23 protein-coding genes and 1 pseudogene are annotated in these 19594 nt (G+C 35.5%); 22 read left to right on the top strand and 2 right to left on the bottom strand.

Annotation, left to right across the window (positions count from 1 at the left end; genetic code table 11):
- Positions 1 to 11 precede the first annotated feature (11 nt).
- A complete protein-coding gene (locus ABWU38_RS07305; protein ID WP_264735620.1) occupies positions 12 to 833 on the bottom strand; it encodes an ATP-binding protein in 822 nt (273 codons plus the stop codon).
- A 94-nt stretch (positions 834 to 927) separates the two neighbouring features.
- Positions 928 to 1422 (bottom strand): sigma-70 family RNA polymerase sigma factor, encoded by a 495-nt coding sequence (locus tag ABWU38_RS07300; protein ID WP_019236463.1) that lies wholly within the window; start codon positions 1420 to 1422, stop codon positions 928 to 930.
- 590 nt (positions 1423 to 2012) lie between these two features.
- Here ABWU38_RS07300 and ABWU38_RS07295 point away from each other — a divergent pair.
- The 22 genes and pseudogenes from ABWU38_RS07295 to ABWU38_RS07190 all read left to right on the top strand — a co-directional run bounded on the left by ABWU38_RS07295 (position 2013) and on the right by ABWU38_RS07190 (position 19405).
- On the top strand, positions 2013 to 2474 hold the full coding sequence (locus ABWU38_RS07295) for a crossover junction endodeoxyribonuclease RuvC (protein ID WP_265017690.1): 462 nt from the start codon (positions 2013 to 2015) through the stop codon (positions 2472 to 2474).
- Positions 2475 to 2586: 112 nt separating this feature from the next.
- A complete protein-coding gene (locus tag ABWU38_RS07290) occupies positions 2587 to 3795 on the top strand; it encodes a DNA modification methylase (RefSeq protein WP_353272758.1) in 1209 nt (402 codons plus the stop codon).
- A gap of 16 nt (positions 3796 to 3811) precedes the next feature.
- Complete coding sequence (locus ABWU38_RS07285) at positions 3812 to 4297, top strand: hypothetical protein (protein ID WP_264735486.1); 486 nt, start codon at positions 3812 to 3814, stop codon at positions 4295 to 4297.
- 19 nt (positions 4298 to 4316) lie between these two features.
- A pseudogene (locus tag ABWU38_RS07280) lies at positions 4317 to 5810 on the top strand (ankyrin repeat domain-containing protein).
- On the top strand, positions 5807 to 7645 hold the full coding sequence (locus ABWU38_RS07275; RefSeq protein WP_353272757.1) for a phage terminase large subunit family protein: 1839 nt from the start codon (positions 5807 to 5809) through the stop codon (positions 7643 to 7645). Before ABWU38_RS07280 ends, ABWU38_RS07275 begins: the two are co-directional and overlap by 4 nt.
- On the top strand, positions 7635 to 7859 hold the full coding sequence (locus ABWU38_RS07270) for a gpW family protein (protein WP_265018066.1): 225 nt from the start codon (positions 7635 to 7637) through the stop codon (positions 7857 to 7859). The genes ABWU38_RS07275 and ABWU38_RS07270 overlap by 11 nt, the downstream gene beginning before the upstream one ends.
- Complete coding sequence (locus tag ABWU38_RS07265) at positions 7860 to 9278, top strand: phage portal protein (RefSeq protein ID WP_353272756.1); 1419 nt, start codon at positions 7860 to 7862, stop codon at positions 9276 to 9278.
- Positions 9265 to 10326 (top strand): S49 family peptidase, encoded by a 1062-nt coding sequence (locus ABWU38_RS07260; RefSeq protein WP_353272755.1) that lies wholly within the window; start codon positions 9265 to 9267, stop codon positions 10324 to 10326. Before ABWU38_RS07265 ends, ABWU38_RS07260 begins: the two co-directional genes overlap by 14 nt.
- Before the next feature lie 46 nt (positions 10327 to 10372).
- Positions 10373 to 10744 carry a head decoration protein gene (locus ABWU38_RS07255; protein WP_353272754.1) on the top strand — a complete coding sequence of 124 codons (372 nt, stop codon included), beginning with the start codon at positions 10373 to 10375 and terminating at the stop codon, positions 10742 to 10744.
- A gap of 43 nt (positions 10745 to 10787) precedes the next feature.
- A complete protein-coding gene (locus ABWU38_RS07250; protein WP_353272753.1) occupies positions 10788 to 11792 on the top strand; it encodes a major capsid protein in 1005 nt (334 codons plus the stop codon).
- The gene (locus ABWU38_RS07245) at positions 11792 to 12112 is read left to right on the top strand and encodes a hypothetical protein (protein WP_353272752.1); all 321 of its coding nucleotides are present in this window, start codon (positions 11792 to 11794) and stop codon (positions 12110 to 12112) included. The genes ABWU38_RS07250 and ABWU38_RS07245 overlap by 1 nt, the downstream gene beginning before the upstream one ends.
- Position 12113: 1 nt before the next feature.
- On the top strand, positions 12114 to 12599 hold the full coding sequence (locus ABWU38_RS07240) for a phage tail protein (protein WP_410542164.1): 486 nt from the start codon (positions 12114 to 12116) through the stop codon (positions 12597 to 12599).
- Complete coding sequence (locus ABWU38_RS07235) at positions 12596 to 13069, top strand: hypothetical protein (protein ID WP_353272751.1); 474 nt, start codon at positions 12596 to 12598, stop codon at positions 13067 to 13069. The genes ABWU38_RS07240 and ABWU38_RS07235 overlap by 4 nt, the downstream gene beginning before the upstream one ends.
- The gene (locus ABWU38_RS07230; protein WP_353272750.1) at positions 13056 to 13520 is read left to right on the top strand and encodes a phage baseplate assembly protein V; all 465 of its coding nucleotides are present in this window, start codon (positions 13056 to 13058) and stop codon (positions 13518 to 13520) included. Before ABWU38_RS07235 ends, ABWU38_RS07230 begins: the two co-directional genes overlap by 14 nt.
- On the top strand, positions 13521 to 13775 hold the full coding sequence (locus ABWU38_RS07225; protein WP_353272749.1) for a PAAR domain-containing protein: 255 nt from the start codon (positions 13521 to 13523) through the stop codon (positions 13773 to 13775). It begins immediately after the preceding gene.
- 2 nt (positions 13776 to 13777) lie between these two features.
- Positions 13778 to 14113: a GPW/gp25 family protein gene (locus ABWU38_RS07220; RefSeq protein WP_064124755.1), complete on the top strand. Its 336-nt coding sequence runs from the start codon at positions 13778 to 13780 to the stop codon at positions 14111 to 14113.
- 2 nt (positions 14114 to 14115) lie between these two features.
- Positions 14116 to 14916, top strand: a complete 801-nt coding sequence (locus ABWU38_RS07215; RefSeq protein WP_353272748.1) for a baseplate J/gp47 family protein — start codon at positions 14116 to 14118, stop codon at positions 14914 to 14916.
- Positions 14916 to 16076 carry a phage tail protein gene (locus ABWU38_RS07210; RefSeq protein ID WP_353272747.1) on the top strand — a complete coding sequence of 387 codons (1161 nt, stop codon included), beginning with the start codon at positions 14916 to 14918 and terminating at the stop codon, positions 16074 to 16076. The genes ABWU38_RS07215 and ABWU38_RS07210 overlap by 1 nt, the downstream gene beginning before the upstream one ends.
- A gap of 168 nt (positions 16077 to 16244) precedes the next feature.
- On the top strand, positions 16245 to 16946 hold the full coding sequence (locus ABWU38_RS07205; protein ID WP_353272746.1) for an ankyrin repeat domain-containing protein: 702 nt from the start codon (positions 16245 to 16247) through the stop codon (positions 16944 to 16946).
- Between the two features lie 38 nt (positions 16947 to 16984).
- On the top strand, positions 16985 to 17476 hold the full coding sequence (locus ABWU38_RS07200) for an ankyrin repeat domain-containing protein (RefSeq protein ID WP_353272745.1): 492 nt from the start codon (positions 16985 to 16987) through the stop codon (positions 17474 to 17476).
- A 4-nt stretch (positions 17477 to 17480) separates the two neighbouring features.
- Positions 17481 to 17912 (top strand): DUF2924 domain-containing protein, encoded by a 432-nt coding sequence (locus ABWU38_RS07195; protein WP_065095080.1) that lies wholly within the window; start codon positions 17481 to 17483, stop codon positions 17910 to 17912.
- 2 nt (positions 17913 to 17914) lie between these two features.
- A complete protein-coding gene (locus tag ABWU38_RS07190) occupies positions 17915 to 19405 on the top strand; it encodes a recombinase family protein (protein WP_353272729.1) in 1491 nt (496 codons plus the stop codon).
- The last annotated feature ends 189 nt before the right edge of the window (positions 19406 to 19594 follow it).

Below are 19594 nucleotides of genomic sequence, written 5' to 3'. Positions count from 1 at the left end.
ATAATAACCTCCTATATGTTGGGCGTAACAGGTTGAATTGCAAAAGCTTTAGTTTTAATTTTTGTAAGAAGTTTTCCTAGATGCGGTTCTTCAACCATATTAAGGCAACCACTTCGATCTTTAGCAGGATATCCCCAAGAATTAATCGTCTGACAGACAAATGAACGAACCTCTGTACCATCATCTTTCTTGATTCCAACCATGCTAATTACTTCATCAACAATGCCAGGAATTTCACTTGCAGTTTTAGCACCTTCACATTGAGGTAGCCAAGTCGAGCGATTGAAATCATCAAGGTATTGCCCAAGAGTTCCAACTATAATGATGTCTTTATTTGGAATATGTTGAAACTGATTGAGCCAAGCCATCATCTCTTGAGCAAGTAACCCGTAAGCAGCTCTCATATCTTGTTTTCCTGATCTTTCAGAAAAAGCTTCAGGTTGCATTTTTGCCCACAATAGACATAAACGCGAGGCTACTGTAATACTATCGATAAAAATACATCGATACTTGAGAAACTCTGAAGCAAGCTCTTTGTATTTACTGGATACATGCTCATAGTGTTTTTGGCTATATGCTGAGTCAGATTTTAACGCAGGATTAGGACCACCTATGAGACATGCAATATCTCTTGCCTCATTCCAAGTACGAATACTTACAGAATCCCCTTGCCAATCTTGAACAGCAAGTAAACCTGCCTCAAAATCAAGACAAAGTGTTGGTTCATTTATGGTCTTTAAGAGACTAGTTTTACCTATACCATAAGGACCAAAGATGACCATTTTTATACCTGTTTGAACTTTTAGCCGTTCATTGCTGTTCATTATTTTCATTTTTCTCCCAGTACCTAAATATATATGTACGATGACCTAGGCAATTCGTCCGCAATTTGCAAAAAAAAAATTTTGAGCAAATATAATCGAGAGCTTATAACTTCTCTAAAACTGAGAATTTATCGCGTATTCGTTCTAGTGTGCGATAGATAGTTGTCTTTGGTATTTTGGTTATTACAGAAACTTCAGTAATAGTAAATACCTTAAGTAATTGACATAAATTACTATCTTTTTCAGACAAAGTTGAAATTATATTATTTATATCAGTGCGAATTATCGCTTCGATTTCCGAGTTCCTATGATCTGGAATATCGTCGTTTATATCATCAAAAGTTATATTACGTTTTAGACACAACTGATTGCGTAACATATTGCGAGCACAATAATTAGCTAATCTAGCAACGAAAGTACTAAAACTACTTCTTTTCTCATCGTGCTGGTTCAGATATTGCCAAACCTGACAAAAAAGCTCTTGTTCTATATCTTCGAGACTTTCGTTAATAAAACAGCTTTTGGATTTAAGGCGCGAAGCTTGAAATCTCACATGTTTAACAATTGTAGAATCGATTCCTTGATAAGAATTCTTCATAAAAACTCCAAAAGTTTCATGAATAGAGATTTTTACCAAGACTTTGTATGACTAATTTATTATAAAAAAGTAGTAATAATTTTTTTATCTAAAAGAATAAAATCTTTAAAAATTAAAATAAGATTTAAACGTTTTGATACACTACTGAAGCTACTTTTTCATAGGTAAAAAACTACCAATTTCGTACCTAATTTCTGAGTTACTAATTAGTATTTCAGAAAGCAGTGATCGTTAAGTTATTGATAATATTGTCTTTTTTATGTTCTATTCCTAAAAGCCGTTTCTAAAGTTAAGTGGCTAAAATCGGCCAGTGAAGAGGATTTACGGATTACTGAAGTCTTATATATATTATATATATATTTAAATAAAGGTAAAATATAATATATGATAATATAATAATATAAATATTGACGTAATATAAATTATGTGAAATAGCTATTGAGATAAGTAAAAACTTAAATGGTAGGAAAAGGAATATGAAAATTTTTTTTAATTTTTTTTCAAAATTGCGGACGAATTTGCGAGTCATCGTACATATATATTATACAGGGCATTGAACTTTAATTACACAAAGGAGTTTTTGTACGTCGATTTTAACATTAGATCTTGGCAAACAAACGGGCTGGGCAATTCTAACAGATGGAGTAATTGAAAGTGGAAGCAAAAGCTTTCATGGTAGCCGTTTCAGTGGAGGTGGAATGTGTTTTTTAAGTTTTCACAATTGGCTTAATTCTTTGAAACATGAGTTCACTGCAGTGTATTTTGAGGAAGTAAGAAGACATCTAGGAACTGATGCAGCGCATTGCTACGGTGGTTTTCTTGCCGTTCTATCTGCTTGGTGTGAAGAGAACAATATTCCCTACCAAGGTGTTAATGTTAAAACTATAAAACGCTTTATAGCAGGCAAAGGTAATGCAAGTAAGAGTGAAGTTATTGAAGCGATACGTGAAAAAGGTTTTTCACCTAGAGATGATAATCAAGCAGATGCTTTGGCATTAATGTTCTACGTTATGAATCTTAGTAAAGATTTTAACACATTAAAAATACCGTAAAAGTGGGTCCTTTCGGCCATAATGGCGGGTTTGGTGGGTTCGACCTCAGGCCTTCTTTAGCGTCAGAGATATTTTAAATATTAACTTTTTAATTATCAAGGATTTAAATTATATGAATTTAGCAATCCACTATTATCCTACTCGAAATCTAGTCGAATATGAGCGTAATCCACGTAAAAATGACGATGTAGTCAACAGAATGTGTGCTTCTATTCGGGAATTTGGCTTTCGTATACCAATAGTTGCAAAAAGCGATGGAACTGTGGTTGATGGTCATTTAAGACTTAAAGCAGCAAGAAAACTTGGTATGGAAAGTATTCCAGTGGTCTTAAGTGATAATCTAAATGAACCACAAACCAAAGCTTTTCGATTACTGGCAAATCAATCAGCTAACTGGGCAAAGTGGGATAATGAGCTTTTGAAAGTAGAAATTCAAGAATTAGAAGATTTACAGTTTGATCTTAAAATGACTGGATTTGAGCTAGAAAAAGTTCAAAACTTTCTTGATGATTTAGATGGTGAAGAAGAAGATCTTTCTGACTTAGTTGTTGATGACAAAAAAGTAGAAATAACAAAACCAGGTGATCTTTGGATTTTAGGTGATCATCGAATCTATTGTGGTGATAGCTCTGTAGTTGAATCATATAAAGCGCTGTTAGATAAAATGGCAGATATTACTGTTTGTGATCCTCCATATAACGTTGACTATGGTAGCAGTCAAGACAAAAAGATATTAAACGATAATCAAGGTGAAAAGTACGAACTTTTTCTCTATGACATCTGTTCCCATATTTTAGCATATACGAAAGGAGCAATTTACATCTGCGTATCATCATCAGAGTTTTCAACGTTGCAAAAAGCATTTGAGGAAGCAGGAGGGAAATGGTCAACATTTATCATTTGGGCAAAGAATCACTTTACGCTAGGCAGATCTGATTATCAGAGACAATACGAAGCAATGCTCTACGGTTGGAAAAATGGCAATAAACGTGATTGGCATGGAGGTAGAAATCAAAGTGATCTATGGTTTTATGATAAGCCAATACATAACTCACTGCACCCAACAATGAAGCCAGTAGAGCTAATGGAGAAAGCAATAGTTAATAGCAGCAGACCTGGGGATACTGTACTTGATCCATTTAGCGGTTCTGGCAGCACACTGATTGCATGTAAGAGAACAGGAAGAATTTGTAGAACAATAGAGCTAGATTCAAAATTTGTAGATGTAACTATAAAACGTTGGCAAATATATACCGGAAGAGATGCCATTTTAGCCGGTACTGGCAAAACCTTTTCAGAGATTCAAGAAGAAAATTTGTAAAAAAGAAGCAAAAAAAGTGGAAAAGATCACACAAACGGAATGGGCAAGAGAGATAGGAGTATCAAAGCAATATGTCTGTTATTTAGTAAAGAAAGGAATAGTTGAGTTGGAGGATGGTTTGATCAGTAGAGAACAAGCAAATGAAGCGGTGGCAGCAATAAGAGATCCAAGTCAGCCACTTAGGAGGAAAAATCCAGAAAACGAAAATACAAATAACCTTTCTACAATGTTGCTAAAAACGCGAATAAAAAATGAGATGGAACGTGGTAAACTGCTTGAGGCAAAGGCAAAAGCTGAGATTGGTGAACTTGTGTCAGTAGAGGAGGTAAAAACCGAAGCATTTAATGTAGCAAGAGTTGTCCGTAATAATTTACTTAATATTCCAAATAGAGTTTCAGCACTACTTGCATCACTGAGTGACACTGAAAAGATTCATATGGCGCTAACTGAAGAGATTACAAACTCATTACAAGAATTATCTAATACTAAATTTCAAATATAAAAAAGATTTTGAATATAAAATGGCTGATAACTTAAGTTTGGAGTTAATAAAGTGTCTCATTAATCAACCTGGATTAGATGTTAATGTCAGAGGATTAAATGGAAAGACACCACTACATTGTGCTATAGAATTTGATGAATTAAGCATGGTAGATTTGTTACTCACGAAGAAGAATATTAATCCTTTTGTTGAGGACAATGAAGGCAAAACCTCCTTAGATTATGCCAAAGAAGGGAAAAAAGCAGAAATATTACAAGCGCTAATTAATAACAAATACGGATAAGAGGAAGATAGCTTACTGCACTTAGCTGCGATGATAGGTGAAGTTAATGCAGTTAGATATTTGATAAGAAAAGGTGTTGACGTTAATGTACGAAATGCTTTGCACCATACTCCATTACATCTAGCAGCAGGTATAGGACATGAGAATATTGTCAAAATTTTAGTGGAAGAAGGAAAAGCTGAAATCGAGGTTTTTGATGCACGAAATCAGACACCGATGCACTATGCAGTTAATAATAAAAAGTTGGAGATAGTAAAGTTACTGCTGAAGCTTGGAGCAGATGTAAATAGCGCGCGCATAGGACAAAACTCAATGAAATTGTCACCTGTTCATATAGCTGTAAGTAATACTAATTACGATGAAAGAGACTTATGTCTTGATATTCTCAAATGCTTAATAAAGGAGCCTAATGCTCAAGTCAATTTGCAAGACTACGAAAATAAAACACCACTACATTACGCTGAAAGACTTAAAACAATAGAAGTTTTACTAACGCGAGAAGATATAGACCCTCTGGTAAAAGACGATAGCGGCAAGACACCATTTGATTACGCTAAATCTGAGATAAAGAAGGCTTTGGTGAGTAATAAATACGGTTCTGAAAAGAATAGTCTACTCCATTTAGCTGCACAAAGAGGAGAAATTGAGATTGTAGATGCAATTTTAAAAGAAGAAATCAATATTGATATTGTAAATAATAAAGGTCTATCACCGATTTACCTTGCTGCGGAAAAAGGGCATTTACATGTAGTAAAGTTATTGCTGAAAAAAGGAGCAAATTATACACCTGTTTTGCACTTAGCAATCAAATCAAACAATTTAGAGTTACTTAAAGTTTTGTTTACTGAAAAAAATGGGTCTTTGCTCTGAAGAGATACCGTTGTTCATTTTCCAACCCTTCATAATAAATATATAGCACAGAGAGAAATAGCAGATAAAAGGACGAAAAAACATAATAATATTATCTGCATCTATACTACAGTCAGCGCAACAGCAGTAGCAGTATATATAGGGTTGATAACAACAACAATAAGCAGTGCAATCATTTTTGCAACAATAACAGGGATATTTGCGCTTGTTATAGCAATAATGATAAGTGAGGTGAGCAAAAGATATATAGAAAACGAATTTCAGAAAAAGGTGTTTATGGAATTGGAGGAGTGTGGAAGAATAAACTCTACTGTTAACAATATTGAGATAGAACCAATTATGAGTAGATGCAGACAATGATATACGCTAGAGCTTTTTCTGAAGGTTTAAGACCAGATTCGTCGCTTAAAGTATCAGAGTGGGCAAATGAGTATCGAGTTTTAGCAGCAACTGCAGCATCAGAGCCAGGTAAATGGAGAACGGAAAGAACTCCTTATTTAAAAGAAATCATGGATTCACTTTCTCCGTCCTCACCAACAGAAAAAGTAGTATTCATGAAAGGAGCGCAGATTGGGGGAACAGAAGCTGGTAACAATTGGATTGGCTACATCATAGATCAGACTCCTGGTCCAATGCTGGTAGTACAGCCAACAGTTGAAATGGGAAAACGTTGGTCAAAAGGAAGATTTGCGCCGTTAATAGAGAGTACGCCATGTTTAAAGAGTAAAGTAAAAGACCCAAGGTCAAGAGACTCAGGCAATACTTTACAAAGTAAGGAATTTCCAGGTGGAATAGTAGTAATAACCGGAGCAAATAGCAGTGTAGCACTGAGATCTATGCCAGTAAAATATCTCTTTCTTGATGAAATAGATGCCTACCCAGGAGATTCAGGAGGAGAAGGAGATCCAGTACTGCTTAGTATTGCTCGAACTAATACATTTGCACGGCGAAAGATTTTTTTAGTATCAACACCAACGATTCATGGAATAAGCAGAATTGAGAAAGAATTTGAAGCAACAGATAAGAGATATTTTTTTGTATCATGTCCGCATTGTAATTACTATCAAGTTCTAAAATGGGCACAAATAAAATGGGAGAATAACGACTCAAGAACAGCACATTATGTCTGCACTGAATGTAGCGGCAAAATAGAAAATCATCAAAAAACAGAGATGCTTGAGCATGGAGAATGGAGACCTACTAATAGAGTAAAAGGTGAGAAAAAAGGATTTCATCTTTCAAGTCTTTATAGCCCAGTTGGCTGGTATAGTTGGACTCAAGCAGTAGAAGATTTTCTGCATGCAAAAGAGAGTGAGCAATTACTGAAAGTTTGGATAAATACTACGCTTGGAGAAACTTGGGTAGACAAAGGAGAAGTACCAGACTGGAAGCAATTATTTAACAGGAGAGAATTTTTTCCCATAGGCACAGTACCAAAAGGCGAAGTAATCCTCACAGCAGGAGTAGATGTCCAAAAAGATCGTTTAGAAGTAGAAGTTGTCGCATGGGGAAAAAGCCGTGAAAATTGGTCAATAGACTACCAAGTATTTGAAGGAGATACAGGAGGTGGGGAAGTATGGGGAAAACTCTCCGAGCTCTTAAATCATCATTTTATCGGTGAAAATGGGCTTGAATATATGATAAGTATGATGGCAGTAGATGCTGGATATGCAACGCAAGAAGTATACAATTGGGTAAGAGGTCATCAGGGCTCTGGAAGAGTAATGGCAGTCAAAGGTGTAAACAAAGCGCTAGTACCACTTAGCAGCCCAAGTAGAGTAGATATAACAGTTGGTGGTCAAAAGCTGAAAAGAGGAATAAAGCTATGGCCAGTAGGAGTATCGATATTAAAGTCAGAGCTTTTTCAATTACTTAATATTTTAAAAGAAGAGGAAGGAAAAGCTCTACCTGGATATTGTCATTTTCCCGAGTATGCACCTGAATATTTTAAGCAGCTAACGGCAGAGCAATTAGTCAGCAAGGTAGTAAAAGGATACACCAAACAAGAGTGGCAAAAGGTAAGAGAAAGAAATGAAGTACTGGATTGCCGAATTTATGCGAGAGCAGCATCTATTGCACTTGGAATTGATCGTTGGCCAGAGAGTAAATGGAATAGTTTGAGTGGAAAAATGGAAAGCAAAAAGCCCAAAAAATTAAGACAGAGTAAATGGCTTAGTAGTCAAAATGTACAGTGAAGAATATTTAACTCAAGTTGAGAAAGCAATTCAAAAACTGCAAAGCGGAGAAAGAGTTGTCTCAATTGCATATGGTGATCATGTTGTGCGGTACGGGGAAGTTCAAATAAAGGATTTATTGAATTTAAGACAACGAATTAAGGCTGAGTTAAAAGTTGCAGGTATGAACCCAAAGAGGAAAATTGTTTTTTCAACGAGTAAAGGAATTTTATAAATGCTGCTCAAAACCTTCAAGCAATTGTTTAACAAACCAAAAATCAAAAGTTCTGCTTGGGATGCAGCAGGCTCAGGAAGAAGATTTTTTCACTTTCAACCAGAGTTAGGAAGTATAAACAATTTGCTGTCTCAAAACCTTGAAACTTTACGTAGTAGATCACGTGATATGGTGAGAAAAAATCCATATGCAGCAAATATAATTGATACGATAGTGAGTAATTCTATTGGAACAGGAATAAAGCCGCAATCAAAAGCAAGAGATGGAGAATTTCGAAAGAAGGTGCAAGAATTATGGCTAAGATGGACAGATGAAGCAGATAGTAACGGAGTAAGTGATTTTTATGGATTACAAGCTCTGGTATGTAGGAGTATGATAGAGGGAGGAGAATGTTTTGTACGCCTCCGAAATCGTAAACTCGAAGATGGATTTTCTGTACCATTACAACTGCAAGTACTAGAATCAGAGCATTTGGACAATAAAACAAATCTAACTTTAGCAAATGGTAACATAATTCGTAATGGTATTGAGTTTAACAGGCTTGGTCAAAGAGAAGCTTATTACTTATTTAAAGAACACCCTGGTGAAAATACCTTTGGAGAGTCAGTAAGAGTGCCAGCAAACGATGTTTTACATATTTATAGACCATTAAGACCTGGGCAAATTAGAGGAGAGCCATGGCTTTCGAGTATACTTCTGAAACTTTATGAGCTTGATCAATATGATGATGCAGAATTAGTACGAAAAAAGACTGCTGCGATGTTTGCGGGGTTTATTACAAGGCTCGACCCAGAAGCAAATATTTTAGGAGAAGGCGAAGCGAATGAGCAAGGAGTAGCACTATCAGGCCTAGAACCTGGAACTATGCAACTTTTAGACCCAGGTGAGGACATAAAATTTTCAGAACCATCAGATGTTGGAGGAAGCTATGAAGCATTCATGAGACAGCAACTGAGGGCAATAGCGATAGGCACAGGAATAACATACGAGCAGCTAACAGGAGATTTAACAGGTGTTAATTATTCATCCATTCGAGCAGGGCTGATAGAGTTTCGCAGAAGGTGTGCAATGTTACAGCATAACATGATAGTGTTCCAGTTTTGTAGACCTATTTGGAATAGATGGCTAGAATTAGCAGTACTTTCTGGAGAACTTCGTATAGATGAAAAAGTAGTAAAAGCAGCGAAAGAAGAAGTAAAATGGATACCACAGGGATTTGATTGGGTGGATCCTCTTAAAGATCAGCAAGCACAGCAAATGGCGGTAAGAAATGGCTTCAAGAGTCGCTCAGAAGTAGTTTCAGAAATGGGTTACGATGTAGAAGAAATTGACCAAGAAATAGCAGAAGATAATAAACGCGCCAATAGTCTCAATTTAATATTTGATTCTGATGTCGGGGGAAACAATGTTTCTAAGTAAACCATTAATGCTTGAACCAAAAAGTTTTGAACTACTATCGCTTTACAATCAAAAACATCCCATGTTTAAAAACATAAAGCACTCTATAAAAAGTAACGTAGAAAGAACTGCAATTATACCAATTCATGGAATTCTGACTAAAAAACCAGGAGCTTTTGACGATTTTCTGGGAATGACATCATATGAGAAAATTCAAGAAGAAATAGAAGAAGCATTATCAAACAAAGATATAGAAACTATTCTGCTTGATATAGATAGTCCAGGAGGAGAGGTAAACGGTGTATTTGATTTAGCTGACTTTATTTATGAATCAAGAGCAAAAAAGAGGATAATAGCGATAGCAAATGATGATGCATATTCTGCTGCGTACGCTATAGCCTCTAGCGCTGAAAAGGTATTTGTGAGCAGAACCTCAGGAGTAGGAAGCATAGGGGTAATTGCAAGTCATATAGATCAAAGTGGGTTTGACGAAAAACAGGGAGTAAAATATACAACAGTATTTGCAGGAAGTAGAAAAAATGATTTAAATCCACATGAGCCAATGACGTCTGAAAGTCTGGAAAGCTTACAAAAAGAAGTAGACCGACTATATGAAATGTTTGTGCAGCTAATAGCAAGGAACAGAGGTCTTTCAATTGAAAAGATTCGATCAACAGAGGCAGGGCTATATTTTGGGGAGAAAGCAGTAGAAATAGGCCTTGCAGACGGAATGACAATTCTTTCATCTATTAATAAAAACAGGAGTATTACTATGAATGAACAAACTACAACTGACCTAGAAACTGATAATTTAACTAATAAAATCAAGAATGACAGTTATCATGCTGAAGTTCTTGAATTAATACGTTTATGCAACTTATCACGAATGCCAGAGAAAATAGGAGAATTTATAGAGCAGAATGTTAGCAGCAAACAAGCACAAGAAATATTAATGTCGATACTTGCAGAACGAACAATGAAGACTGAAATTTTAAGCACATTACCACAGAATTCGTCAGAAGATTTAATGATGCAGGTAGCAAGAAGTCGTGCACAATCTGGCATTTAGAATATTCGTAGTATAACAAAAGTAGAAAATAAAGGAGAAAAGCAAAATGAGTACTATAACAGAACAAAATAACCTTGGGGATCTTCTGAAATACGAAGTTTCAAATCTATATTCAAGAGACCAAATAACAGTAGCTAAAGGTCAAAATCTTAAGCTTGGTGCAGTAGTTGCCAAAAAGACGGAAGATGGTTTTATTAGAGTACTTAATCCCACTGGAACAGACGGCACACAAACAGCAATAGGTGCAATAGTAAGTGATGTAAATGCAATAGAAAATACTAGAGCGGTAATTATTACTCGTGTTGCAATGTTAGCAGATCATGCAGTTGTGTGGCCAGCAAATATCACTGAAGAACAGAAAGCTGCAGCAATAAAGCAACTTGAAGGACGAGGGATCATTATCCGTAAAGCGGTGTAAAGCTATATTAAACAATAAAAAACACAAAGGGGGAAAATAAAAAATGCAAAATCCATTTACAAATACAGCATTTAGTATGACGGCACTAACAAATGCGATGAATATATTGCCGATAAATTATGGACGAGTTGAAAATCTAAATTTGTTTCCAAGTAGGTCAGTAAGATTTAGACATATTACCATAGAAGAACACAACGGAGTTTTAAGTCTATTGCCAACACAAGTTCCAGGAGCACCAGCAACAGTAGGAAAAAGAGGAAAAAGAAAGGTAAGAACATTTACGATTCCACATATTCCGCATGATGATGTAGTGTTACCAGAGGAAGTACAGGGAATAAGGGCATTTGGATCAGAAAGTGAACTGAAAGCGCTGGCAGATGTAATAACTGACCATTTACAGCTAATGAGAAACAAACACGCAATAACATTAGAGCATTTACGAATGGGAGCGCTGAAAGGAATAATTTTAGATGCTGACGGGTCAGAATTATTAAATCTGTACAACGAATTTGAAATTACACCAAAAGTAGTAAATTTTGCCCTTGGAACAGCAACAACAGATGTAAAACGTAAGTGTCTGGAAGTATTGCGGCATATAGAAGATAACCTAAGTGGTGAATATATGACAGGAGTACATGCCTTGGTAAGCCCTGAATTTTTTGATGCATTAACTTCGCATAGTAAAGTGAAAGAAGCATACGAGAGATGGCAAGAAGGAGCAGCGCTTCGAAATGATATGAGGTCAGGGTTTACGTTTTGTGGTATAACATTTGAGGAATATAGAGGGCAAGCAACTGACCCTGAAGGAACGGTTAGAAGATTTATTGAGAAAGATACAGGGCACTGTTTTCCACTAGGAACAGCAAGTACATTTACAACATATTTTGCACCAGCAGACTTTAATGAAACAGTAAATACTCTTGGACAGCCACTCTATGCAAAACAAGAGCCAAGGAGGTTTGATAGAGGAACTGATTTACATACACAGTCAAATCCTCTGCCAATGTGCCATCGTCCGGCAGTTTTGGTAAAAATTAGTTCTAGTTGATGAATATAGGGAGATTATTAGAAGATTGTTTTGAGCATTTAGGAGTGGAAGCCACATACTGTAATAAAAATAAGGAGGGTATTCGTAAAATAAAAGTGCTAATTAAACGTCCTGAGACTACGTACTCTTTAGGTGTAGATGGAGCATTAACTCAGCAAATTGCCTCAATAGAGATACGCAGTGAGGACGTTACTTCCTTTAGCATAGGTGATTATATCAAGATTGAAAAAAGATTCTATAAGATTTTTGAACCGCCGTTAAAAGATTCTTCAAGTGAAATATGGAAGATTCAAGCCGTAGGAGAAGGAAGTGTTTCATAATATAAATCAGGTAATAAGTGATATCAGAGGAAAAGAAGCTCAAATCAAATTAGTAGTAGCAAAAGCACTGAATAAAACAGCACTATGGCTAAAATCCCAAGCTGCTAAGGAAATTAGCGAAGAAAAGAGAATAAAATCGATGTTAGTGAGAAAAAGGCTACGAATCTTTAAAGCAAAGACAAGCAGGTTGAACGTATTAATTAGAGCGAATCTGTATGACGTCAGAACTTCATTAATTGGTAAAGTGAGACAAACAAGAAGAGGTACGAAAGTAGGAAAACATGAGTTTATTGGAGCGTTTACTGCAACAATGCCAAGAGATTATAAAGGAGCTTTTAAACGTGAAGGGAGAGCAGCATTACCGATAAAGGAAATAAAACTACCATTGGAACCTGAGGCTTCAAGGATAATAGGGAATCTTGTTAATTATGAGGTTGAGGAAGTGTTTGAAAAGTTCTTTGAACGTGATATTACAAGAAATATATGAATTTTAAAGATTTGCATAACGCAATCTGCACTACGCTGAAGAAAGAAATACCAGCAATTCAAACTTGTGAAATTTATCCATCGATAAGGAAAGAATTATTAGCGCCAGCGGTGTTTGTGGAACTAGCAAGTTTAGAACCAGGTAAAGATCCAGGTACTGAACAATTAGCTCTAAAAGCAAGATTTGAAGCTAGAATAGTAGTTGATAGCACAATAGAAAATGCTCCTCTCATTGTCAGATCATTAGCTGCTGAGGTTGCAAGAGTAGTGAACAAGAATACCTGGGAAAAGAATGTATCTCCGGCTGAATTTCTTTCTGCAGAGCCTGATGGATTTAGACCCGAATTAGATGCATATTTGGTGTGGATGGTTGATTGGAGTCATCAGCTTCATTTAGGTAAATCAGTATGGGAAGAAGGAAAAATTAAGCCACATACCATAAACGTAGGAAATATAAATGTTGGATCATAGTTTTGCGATTTCAGAGCTGAATAGGAAGCTAGCAAACATTGTACGAATAGGGCTTGTAAAAGAGGTAGATTATGACAAAGCAAAAGTAAGAGTAAAAATAGGAGAACTTTTAACAGATTATTTACCTTGGATAACGAGCAAAGCAGGAAAAGATAGAGATTGGTCTCCGCCAGATATTGATGGACAGGTTATGGTATTTTCTCCTCTTGGTGAACTATCATTAGGAGTGGTGTTAGCAGGAATATATCAGGAAAAATACCCTGCACCAGAGAATAAAAAAGAAATAAATAGTATAAAATTTCAAGATGGGACGAAGTTTACATATGATAAGGAAAAGCATCATTTAGAGATTGAAGTAGTAGACAAAATAACACTGAAAGCTGGGGGATCGAGAATAGAAATGACAAAAAGTGGAATAAAATTGAAGGCAGATAAAATAAACCTTAATTAAATGAATAAATCGGTTGTGCGAGTAGGAGATTATTGTGCAGAAGTAACACCGCATTTTTGCATTAGTGGGAGTAACAATGTTTTTGTAAATGGTAAGCCAATTTGCCGAAAAGGAGATAATTTTACAGAAAGTAGAGTATTAACTGAAGGATCAAAAACAGTGTTTGCAAATGGCTATAGTATAGGAAGAGTAGGAGATATAGTTTCATGTGGGTTTAAAGTAATAAAAGGCAGTGAAGACGTGTTTGCAGACTAAAAATGAAAGGAATGGATACTAAAACAGGAAAAGCGTTAGAAGGAATAGAGCACTTAAAGCAATCAATAATTGATATACTGACCACTCCTGTTAACAGTAGGATCATGAGAAGGGATTATGGGTCGAGATTATTTGAGTTAGTGGATAAGCCAATAAATAGAGATTTAACACTTGAGATATATGCAGCAACTGCAGAAGCTTTGGAAAAATGGGAAAAGAGGTTTAAGTTAGAAAAAGTAAAAGTTGAAGGAGTAAAAGAAGGGAGAGTAACATTGAATTTAGAAGGTGTCTATCTTTCAGAAGGTAAGTTCATAAATATTAATGGAGTAGTTGTTTAAAAATGCAGCAGCCAAATATTATCGAACCACTGAACTTTGAAGAGATTTTTTCTCGGATGAAGGAAGAGTTAGTGAAGCGTGATGCAAGCTTTACAGGATTGGTGGAAAGTGATCCAGCAATGAAGATATTAGAAGTAGCAGCATGGAGAGAACTTTTGCTCAGAGAAAGAATAAATGAAGCAGTAGAGAGTAATTTACTTAAATTTGCGACAGGAGAAGATCTTGATAACTTAGCTGAGTTTTATGGAGTGGAAAGACAAAAAGAAGAAGAGGATGAAAGATTTAGAAAGAGGGTAAAAGCAAAAATAGCAGGTTGGTCAACAGGAGGAAGTAAGGAATATTATAAATATCATGCACTGTCAGCAGATAGTAGAGTAAAAGATGCACTAGTAGAATCACCTATACCAGGAAAAGTACAAATTTCAATCTTATCAACAAAATTATCCACAACTGGCATAGTGTTAGAAGAGCTACTTGAAATTGTAAGAAAGCAAGTTACTAGAGATGATATAAGGGTTTTAACCGATACAGTAACAGTAATTGGTTGCAATATTACGGAAATAGATATTCACAGCAGAATGAGCATAAGTCCTGTAATATCGAAGGAGGAAATCAAGAAGCAGTTCATTAAGAAGTTTGAAGCAAATAGAAGGCTGGGATGGAATGTTACAAAATCATGGATAATAGCGAATCTATTTGTAGATGGTGTAGAAAATGTGGAATTGATCGAGCCAAGAGAGGATGTTGTGGTTCTGGGAAATGAATCTGCAAATTTGAAAAATTTAAAGATTGAGTTGAATTAATGTTATTGCCACCAAATGCAACAAAACAGGAAAAAGCGCTAGTAGATGCGATAGATTATAAGGTTGATCTGAGCTGTATCAGAGGATTTAAGTTTAGTCTTAAAGAAGAAATATTGCCGTGGATAATAGAAGAATATGGTTTAGAAGAGATACTGCGTTGGGTAAAAGATAGAAGAAAAGCCGTAGTAGAAGGAGTAAAATTTCAAAGACTGAGAGGAACTCCAGCATCACTAAAAATAGCATTAAAATGGGCAAATATAGAAGATATTACAATTATTGAAGAGCCACCCGGTAAACACTTTTTTGAGTTGCAAGTAGGGATAAAAGAGGTACAAAATGACTTCTTCGTAGATGCAGTAGTAGAGCTGGCAAAACTATCACTGCCTGTAAGATCCAGATTGATGAGGATTTTTAACGATTATTATAATGTGCAGAGATTTATATTGGATGAGAGTTTATTTGGAGATCTTCTGTCTGATTATTCAGGGGTAAAAATAGAAAAAGATGGACCAGTGTTATCATTTGGAAGAGTAAATTTTTTCAGGTCTAGTGGTCCAGTTATTAGGATTATAGAAAACTATCTACGCGATCATTATGAACGAGCTTTAAGCAATGATATATATCGCCTAGATGTAGCAATCCTTGGAGAAACCGAGCCTCACACAAAGAATTATAACGGTATTTATGAAAGAAATCATTTGTGGTACAATTTAAAAGCACTATATCCATTACCACAAAGTTTATTACCAGAAATAAAGTTTGCGAAAGCGCAAGTTATATTATCGGACAGTTGGAATTTAGGAGAAATAAACGCATGTTTTCCAGTTGGTAGTGTAGAGGAAAGAGGGAATAAATTTGTATTGGGAAATGATAAACTTTCAGGGCAATGTTGGAATGTAAAATATAAACCAATTTTAGAAAGGTTTAGTGTTACTCATAACTACAAAGTAGAAAATTATACTGATCAAAAGATTACAAAATATGTTTTAGCAGAACACAACGTTTACTATAAAAACGATTTAAATTCAGAGCAAAAAGACTCAATACACAAATTAGAAAATTACATTTTAGTATTTTACCCGGGAGTACTGAAATGGCACGAACATCGACATTTGCACAGAAGTTGGAAAAATAGTCAAGCAATATGTGTAATAAGTTAAATACTTATATTTAGATCCTCATATATTATATTAATAATAGTTTAAAGTGTATGAAATAAAAAGAAAAGGACTTGCTTTCTCATGCTAAAACGGACATGACTTGAATAGCAGCAGGTAAATATAAGAAATTTATCTAACGCTAGAAAAGCTAATTTTGTGAGGTATGAAATGAGTTTTAGCAAGAGTAAGTTTTTTAAAGAAGTATCAAGTAACGATATTAATAAAAGAAATGAAGAAGGAGAGACGATATTACACCAAGCAGTAGAAATCTCTGATTACAAAACAGTGAGGTTATTAATAAAAAAAGGGGCAGAGGTAAATGCAAGAGATAAGAATGGTTATACACCACTACACTGTGCAGTATTCGCAAAAAGTTTAGAAAATGTAAAAGTGCTGCTAAGAGAAGGAGCAGAAGTAAATGCTACTCAATATGTTACTGGATGTACGCCACTGCACTCTGCGTGCAAAATAGGAGGAGCAGGAGTTGAAATAATAAAAGAGCTGGTAAAGGCTGGAGCTGAAGTTAATCAACTGAATAAGTACGGTGCAACACCAATGTATTACATCTGGGAAAGTGAAAAGTATCGTCTATGTGATAGCAAAGAGAGTGAAAAGGCAAGTAAATTTTTGAGAGAAAAAGGAGGAGTAACAAAAAGTAGAGAACTGACGTGCTATGGAATAGAGGGGCTAGTGGGAGAAATAGCAGACATGTTGAATGGAAGCTACATGCCGGAGTTAAAAATAATAGAGATAGAAGAAATAAGGAAGAGAGACAAATCACTGATAAAGGAAGAATGTAAAAATTTAGCAAGCAAAATAATGAGCCAAGTGAACGAAATGATAGATGAGGTAGCGAAAAGGAAGGTTTAAAAGAGGGATTTAAATTTAAAGAAAAGGTGAGGTGGATTATGTTAAAGCTTGGCAAATTTAATAAGTCAGCAAAAGAATTATTAGAGAACTCATATGAAAATATTTATGAAAGAGACGAGAAGGAAAGAACAGCTCTACATTATGCAGTAGAGGTAAAAACAGTGGAGTTATTAGTCGAAAAAGGAGCGAATGTGAATGCTAAAGATGTAGAAGGATATACAGCACTGCACCTAGCGGTAACGGAAAAACGCCTAGAAACCGTGAGAGAGTTGATAAAGTCAGGAGCAGACGTAAATGCTGAAGAGTATGGCAGTAAATGCACACCGCTGCACCTTGCATGTATGGTAGGTGAAAAAGAAATAGTGGAGGAGCTAGTAAAAGCAGGGGCTGAAATAGAGCAAGCAGATAAATTTGGAATGACAGCAATGGATTATGCGAAAAATAGCAAAGAGATAACCGAGATATTGAAGAAAGAAACGGACAGAATTGAAAAGTTATTTGAACAAATAGAACCTTCTATGAGAGGCTGAAAATATGGAAAGAGAAACAGAAAAGAAAGTAATGAATTTAGAGAGAAAACCTTTAGGTGAGCTGAGAAAAACGTGGAAGAAGGTATTTGGGGAAGAGGCACCTAAACACTCAAAGAAATATCTGATACCTAGATTAGCGTATAGAATGCAGGAGGAAGCTTATGGAAAAATGTCAAGAAAAGGAGCAAAAAGACTAGAGTATCTAGCAGATCAACTAGAGAAGGGAAAAAGAATAAGTAGTGACAAACTTCCAGTAGCAGGAACAGAGCTAATATTAGAGAGAGGAGAAGAGATGCATGCGGTAATGGTAACAGATAAGGGTTTAATCTACAGAGAAGAATTTTTTACGTCATTGTCAGCAGTAGCCGGAAAAATAATGGGAATGAGTTACAACGGCCCTTTATTATTTGGAATGCGTGAAAAAAATGGAAGTTGAAAATGCTAAAAGAAGTAAGATGTGCAATATATACGAGAAAGTCAAATGAGGATGGACTAGAACAAAAGTTTAACAGTCTTGATGCGCAACGAGTAGCATGTGAAAAGTATATAAAGAGCAAAGAAGGCTGGGTAGCATTGGCAAAAAAGTACGATGATGGAGGATATTCAGGAAAAAATTTAGAAAGACCAGCGATAAAGGAATTATTTGAAGATGTCAGAGGAGGAGAGATAGACTGTGTAGTAGTATATACACTAGATAGGTTATCAAGAGAAACAAAAGACAGCATAGAAGTAACGTCATTTTTTAGAAGGCACCGAGTAAATTTTGTAGCAGTAACACAGATATTTGACAATAATACGCCAATGGGAAAATTCGTACAGACAGTATTATCAGGAGCAGCACAACTAGAAAGAGAGATGATAGTAGAGAGAGTAAAAAATAAAATAGCAACATCAAAAGAACAAGGTTTATGGATGGGAGGAACTTTACCGCTTGGGTATGATGTAAAAGATAAGGAATTAATAATAAATGAAAAAGAAGCAAAAACAGTGCAGCATATATTTGAAAGATATTTGGAGCTGAAGTCAATGGCAGAGTTGGCAAGAGAGTTAAACAGGGAAGGATACCGAACAAAAGCAAAAACGGATATCTTTAAAAAAGCAACGGTGAGAAGAATAATAACAAATCCAATATATGTGGGAAAGATAAGACATTATGACAAACAGTATGAGGGAAAGCATGAAGCAATAATAGAAGAGGAAAAGTGGAAAAAAGCACAAGAATTGATAAGTAATCAACCGTATCGAGGAGTAAAATATGAGGAAGCGCTACTAAAGGGAATAATTAAATGTAAGAGCTGTGATGTAAATATGACGCTGACATACTCAAAAAAAGAGAATAAGAGATATCGATATTACGTATGCAACAATCATTTAAGGGGAAAGGGTTGTGAATCAGGAAGCCGAAATGTAATAGCAGGAGAAGTAGAAAAAGAAGTAATGAAGAGAGCAGAAGATTTATATGAAAAATGGGAAGAAAAAGCGGAAGAGTGGAAAAATTTAAGTTTTGGAAAGCAAAAAGAAGTAGTGAAAAAGTTAATAAAAGCAGTATTTGTGAGAGAAGATGGAATAGAGGTGCATTCTGAATCAGAGGAAAAATTTATACCAATAAAAAAGAAAGGGAACAAATGCACAGTAGTAGAACCAGAAGGAAAAACAAATAATGCGCTACTGAAAGCAGTGGTAAGAGCCTACCTGTGGAAACGGCAACTGGAGGAAGGAAAATACGAAAGTGTGAAAGAGCTGAGTGCCAAAATTAATATAGGTACAAGACGTATACAGCAAATTTTGAGGTTGAACTATTTAGCACCAAAGATTAAAGAAGACATAGTAAATGGGAGACAGCCAAGAGATTTGAAATTAGTTGATTTGAGAGAAATACCGATGCTGTGGAGTGAGCAAAGGGAGAAATTTTACGGCTCAGCGTCGTAACGTTTATAAAAACAACAATATGAAAAAACATCGAAAAAAGTATGTGCCAGAAAATTAAAAAAGGTTATTGCAAAAGGAGCTACTACAAAGGGCCACACAAAAAGATGTTGAAATTGATATAGAAGAGCAAATAAATGTTACAAAATCAATTATGTAGAAAATCAATATAAGTGATGAAGATTTTAGCAT

Origin of the sequence: Wolbachia endosymbiont (group A) of Urophora cardui (assembly GCF_964028435.1) — a bacterium.
Taxonomy (GTDB): Bacteria; Pseudomonadota; Alphaproteobacteria; order Rickettsiales; family Anaplasmataceae; genus Wolbachia.
This window is presented reverse-complemented; position numbering and strand designations above follow the sequence as displayed.

Excerpts from the sequence above, each read along its gene's own strand:
- ABWU38_RS07200 (WP_353272745.1), top strand. The coding sequence starts at position 16,985 with ATGTTAAAGCTTGGCAAATTTAATAAGTCAGCAAAAGAATTATTAGAG.
- ABWU38_RS07225 (WP_353272749.1), top strand. The coding sequence starts at position 13,521 with ATGAATAAATCGGTTGTGCGAGTAGGAGATTATTGTGCAGAAGTAACA.
- ABWU38_RS07190 (WP_353272729.1), top strand. The coding sequence starts at position 17,915 with ATGCTAAAAGAAGTAAGATGTGCAATATATACGAGAAAGTCAAATGAG.
- ABWU38_RS07220 (WP_064124755.1), top strand. The coding sequence starts at position 13,778 with ATGAAAGGAATGGATACTAAAACAGGAAAAGCGTTAGAAGGAATAGAG.
- ABWU38_RS07245 (WP_353272752.1), top strand. The coding sequence starts at position 11,792 with ATGAATATAGGGAGATTATTAGAAGATTGTTTTGAGCATTTAGGAGTG.
- ABWU38_RS07290 (WP_353272758.1), top strand. The coding sequence starts at position 2,587 with ATGAATTTAGCAATCCACTATTATCCTACTCGAAATCTAGTCGAATAT.
- ABWU38_RS07250 (WP_353272753.1), top strand. The coding sequence starts at position 10,788 with ATGCAAAATCCATTTACAAATACAGCATTTAGTATGACGGCACTAACA.
- ABWU38_RS07305 (WP_264735620.1), bottom strand. The coding sequence starts at position 833 with ATGAAAATAATGAACAGCAATGAACGGCTAAAAGTTCAAACAGGTATA.
- ABWU38_RS07260 (WP_353272755.1), top strand. The coding sequence starts at position 9,265 with ATGTTTCTAAGTAAACCATTAATGCTTGAACCAAAAAGTTTTGAACTA.
- ABWU38_RS07215 (WP_353272748.1), top strand. The coding sequence starts at position 14,116 with ATGCAGCAGCCAAATATTATCGAACCACTGAACTTTGAAGAGATTTTT.
- ABWU38_RS07195 (WP_065095080.1), top strand. The coding sequence starts at position 17,481 with ATGGAAAGAGAAACAGAAAAGAAAGTAATGAATTTAGAGAGAAAACCT.
- ABWU38_RS07270 (WP_265018066.1), top strand. The coding sequence starts at position 7,635 with ATGTACAGTGAAGAATATTTAACTCAAGTTGAGAAAGCAATTCAAAAA.
- ABWU38_RS07210 (WP_353272747.1), top strand. The coding sequence starts at position 14,916 with ATGTTATTGCCACCAAATGCAACAAAACAGGAAAAAGCGCTAGTAGAT.
- ABWU38_RS07235 (WP_353272751.1), top strand. The coding sequence starts at position 12,596 with ATGAATTTTAAAGATTTGCATAACGCAATCTGCACTACGCTGAAGAAA.
- ABWU38_RS07255 (WP_353272754.1), top strand. The coding sequence starts at position 10,373 with ATGAGTACTATAACAGAACAAAATAACCTTGGGGATCTTCTGAAATAC.
- ABWU38_RS07205 (WP_353272746.1), top strand. The coding sequence starts at position 16,245 with ATGAGTTTTAGCAAGAGTAAGTTTTTTAAAGAAGTATCAAGTAACGAT.
- ABWU38_RS07265 (WP_353272756.1), top strand. The coding sequence starts at position 7,860 with ATGCTGCTCAAAACCTTCAAGCAATTGTTTAACAAACCAAAAATCAAA.
- ABWU38_RS07300 (WP_019236463.1), bottom strand. The coding sequence starts at position 1,422 with ATGAAGAATTCTTATCAAGGAATCGATTCTACAATTGTTAAACATGTG.
- ABWU38_RS07275 (WP_353272757.1), top strand. The coding sequence starts at position 5,807 with ATGATATACGCTAGAGCTTTTTCTGAAGGTTTAAGACCAGATTCGTCG.
- ABWU38_RS07230 (WP_353272750.1), top strand. The coding sequence starts at position 13,056 with ATGTTGGATCATAGTTTTGCGATTTCAGAGCTGAATAGGAAGCTAGCA.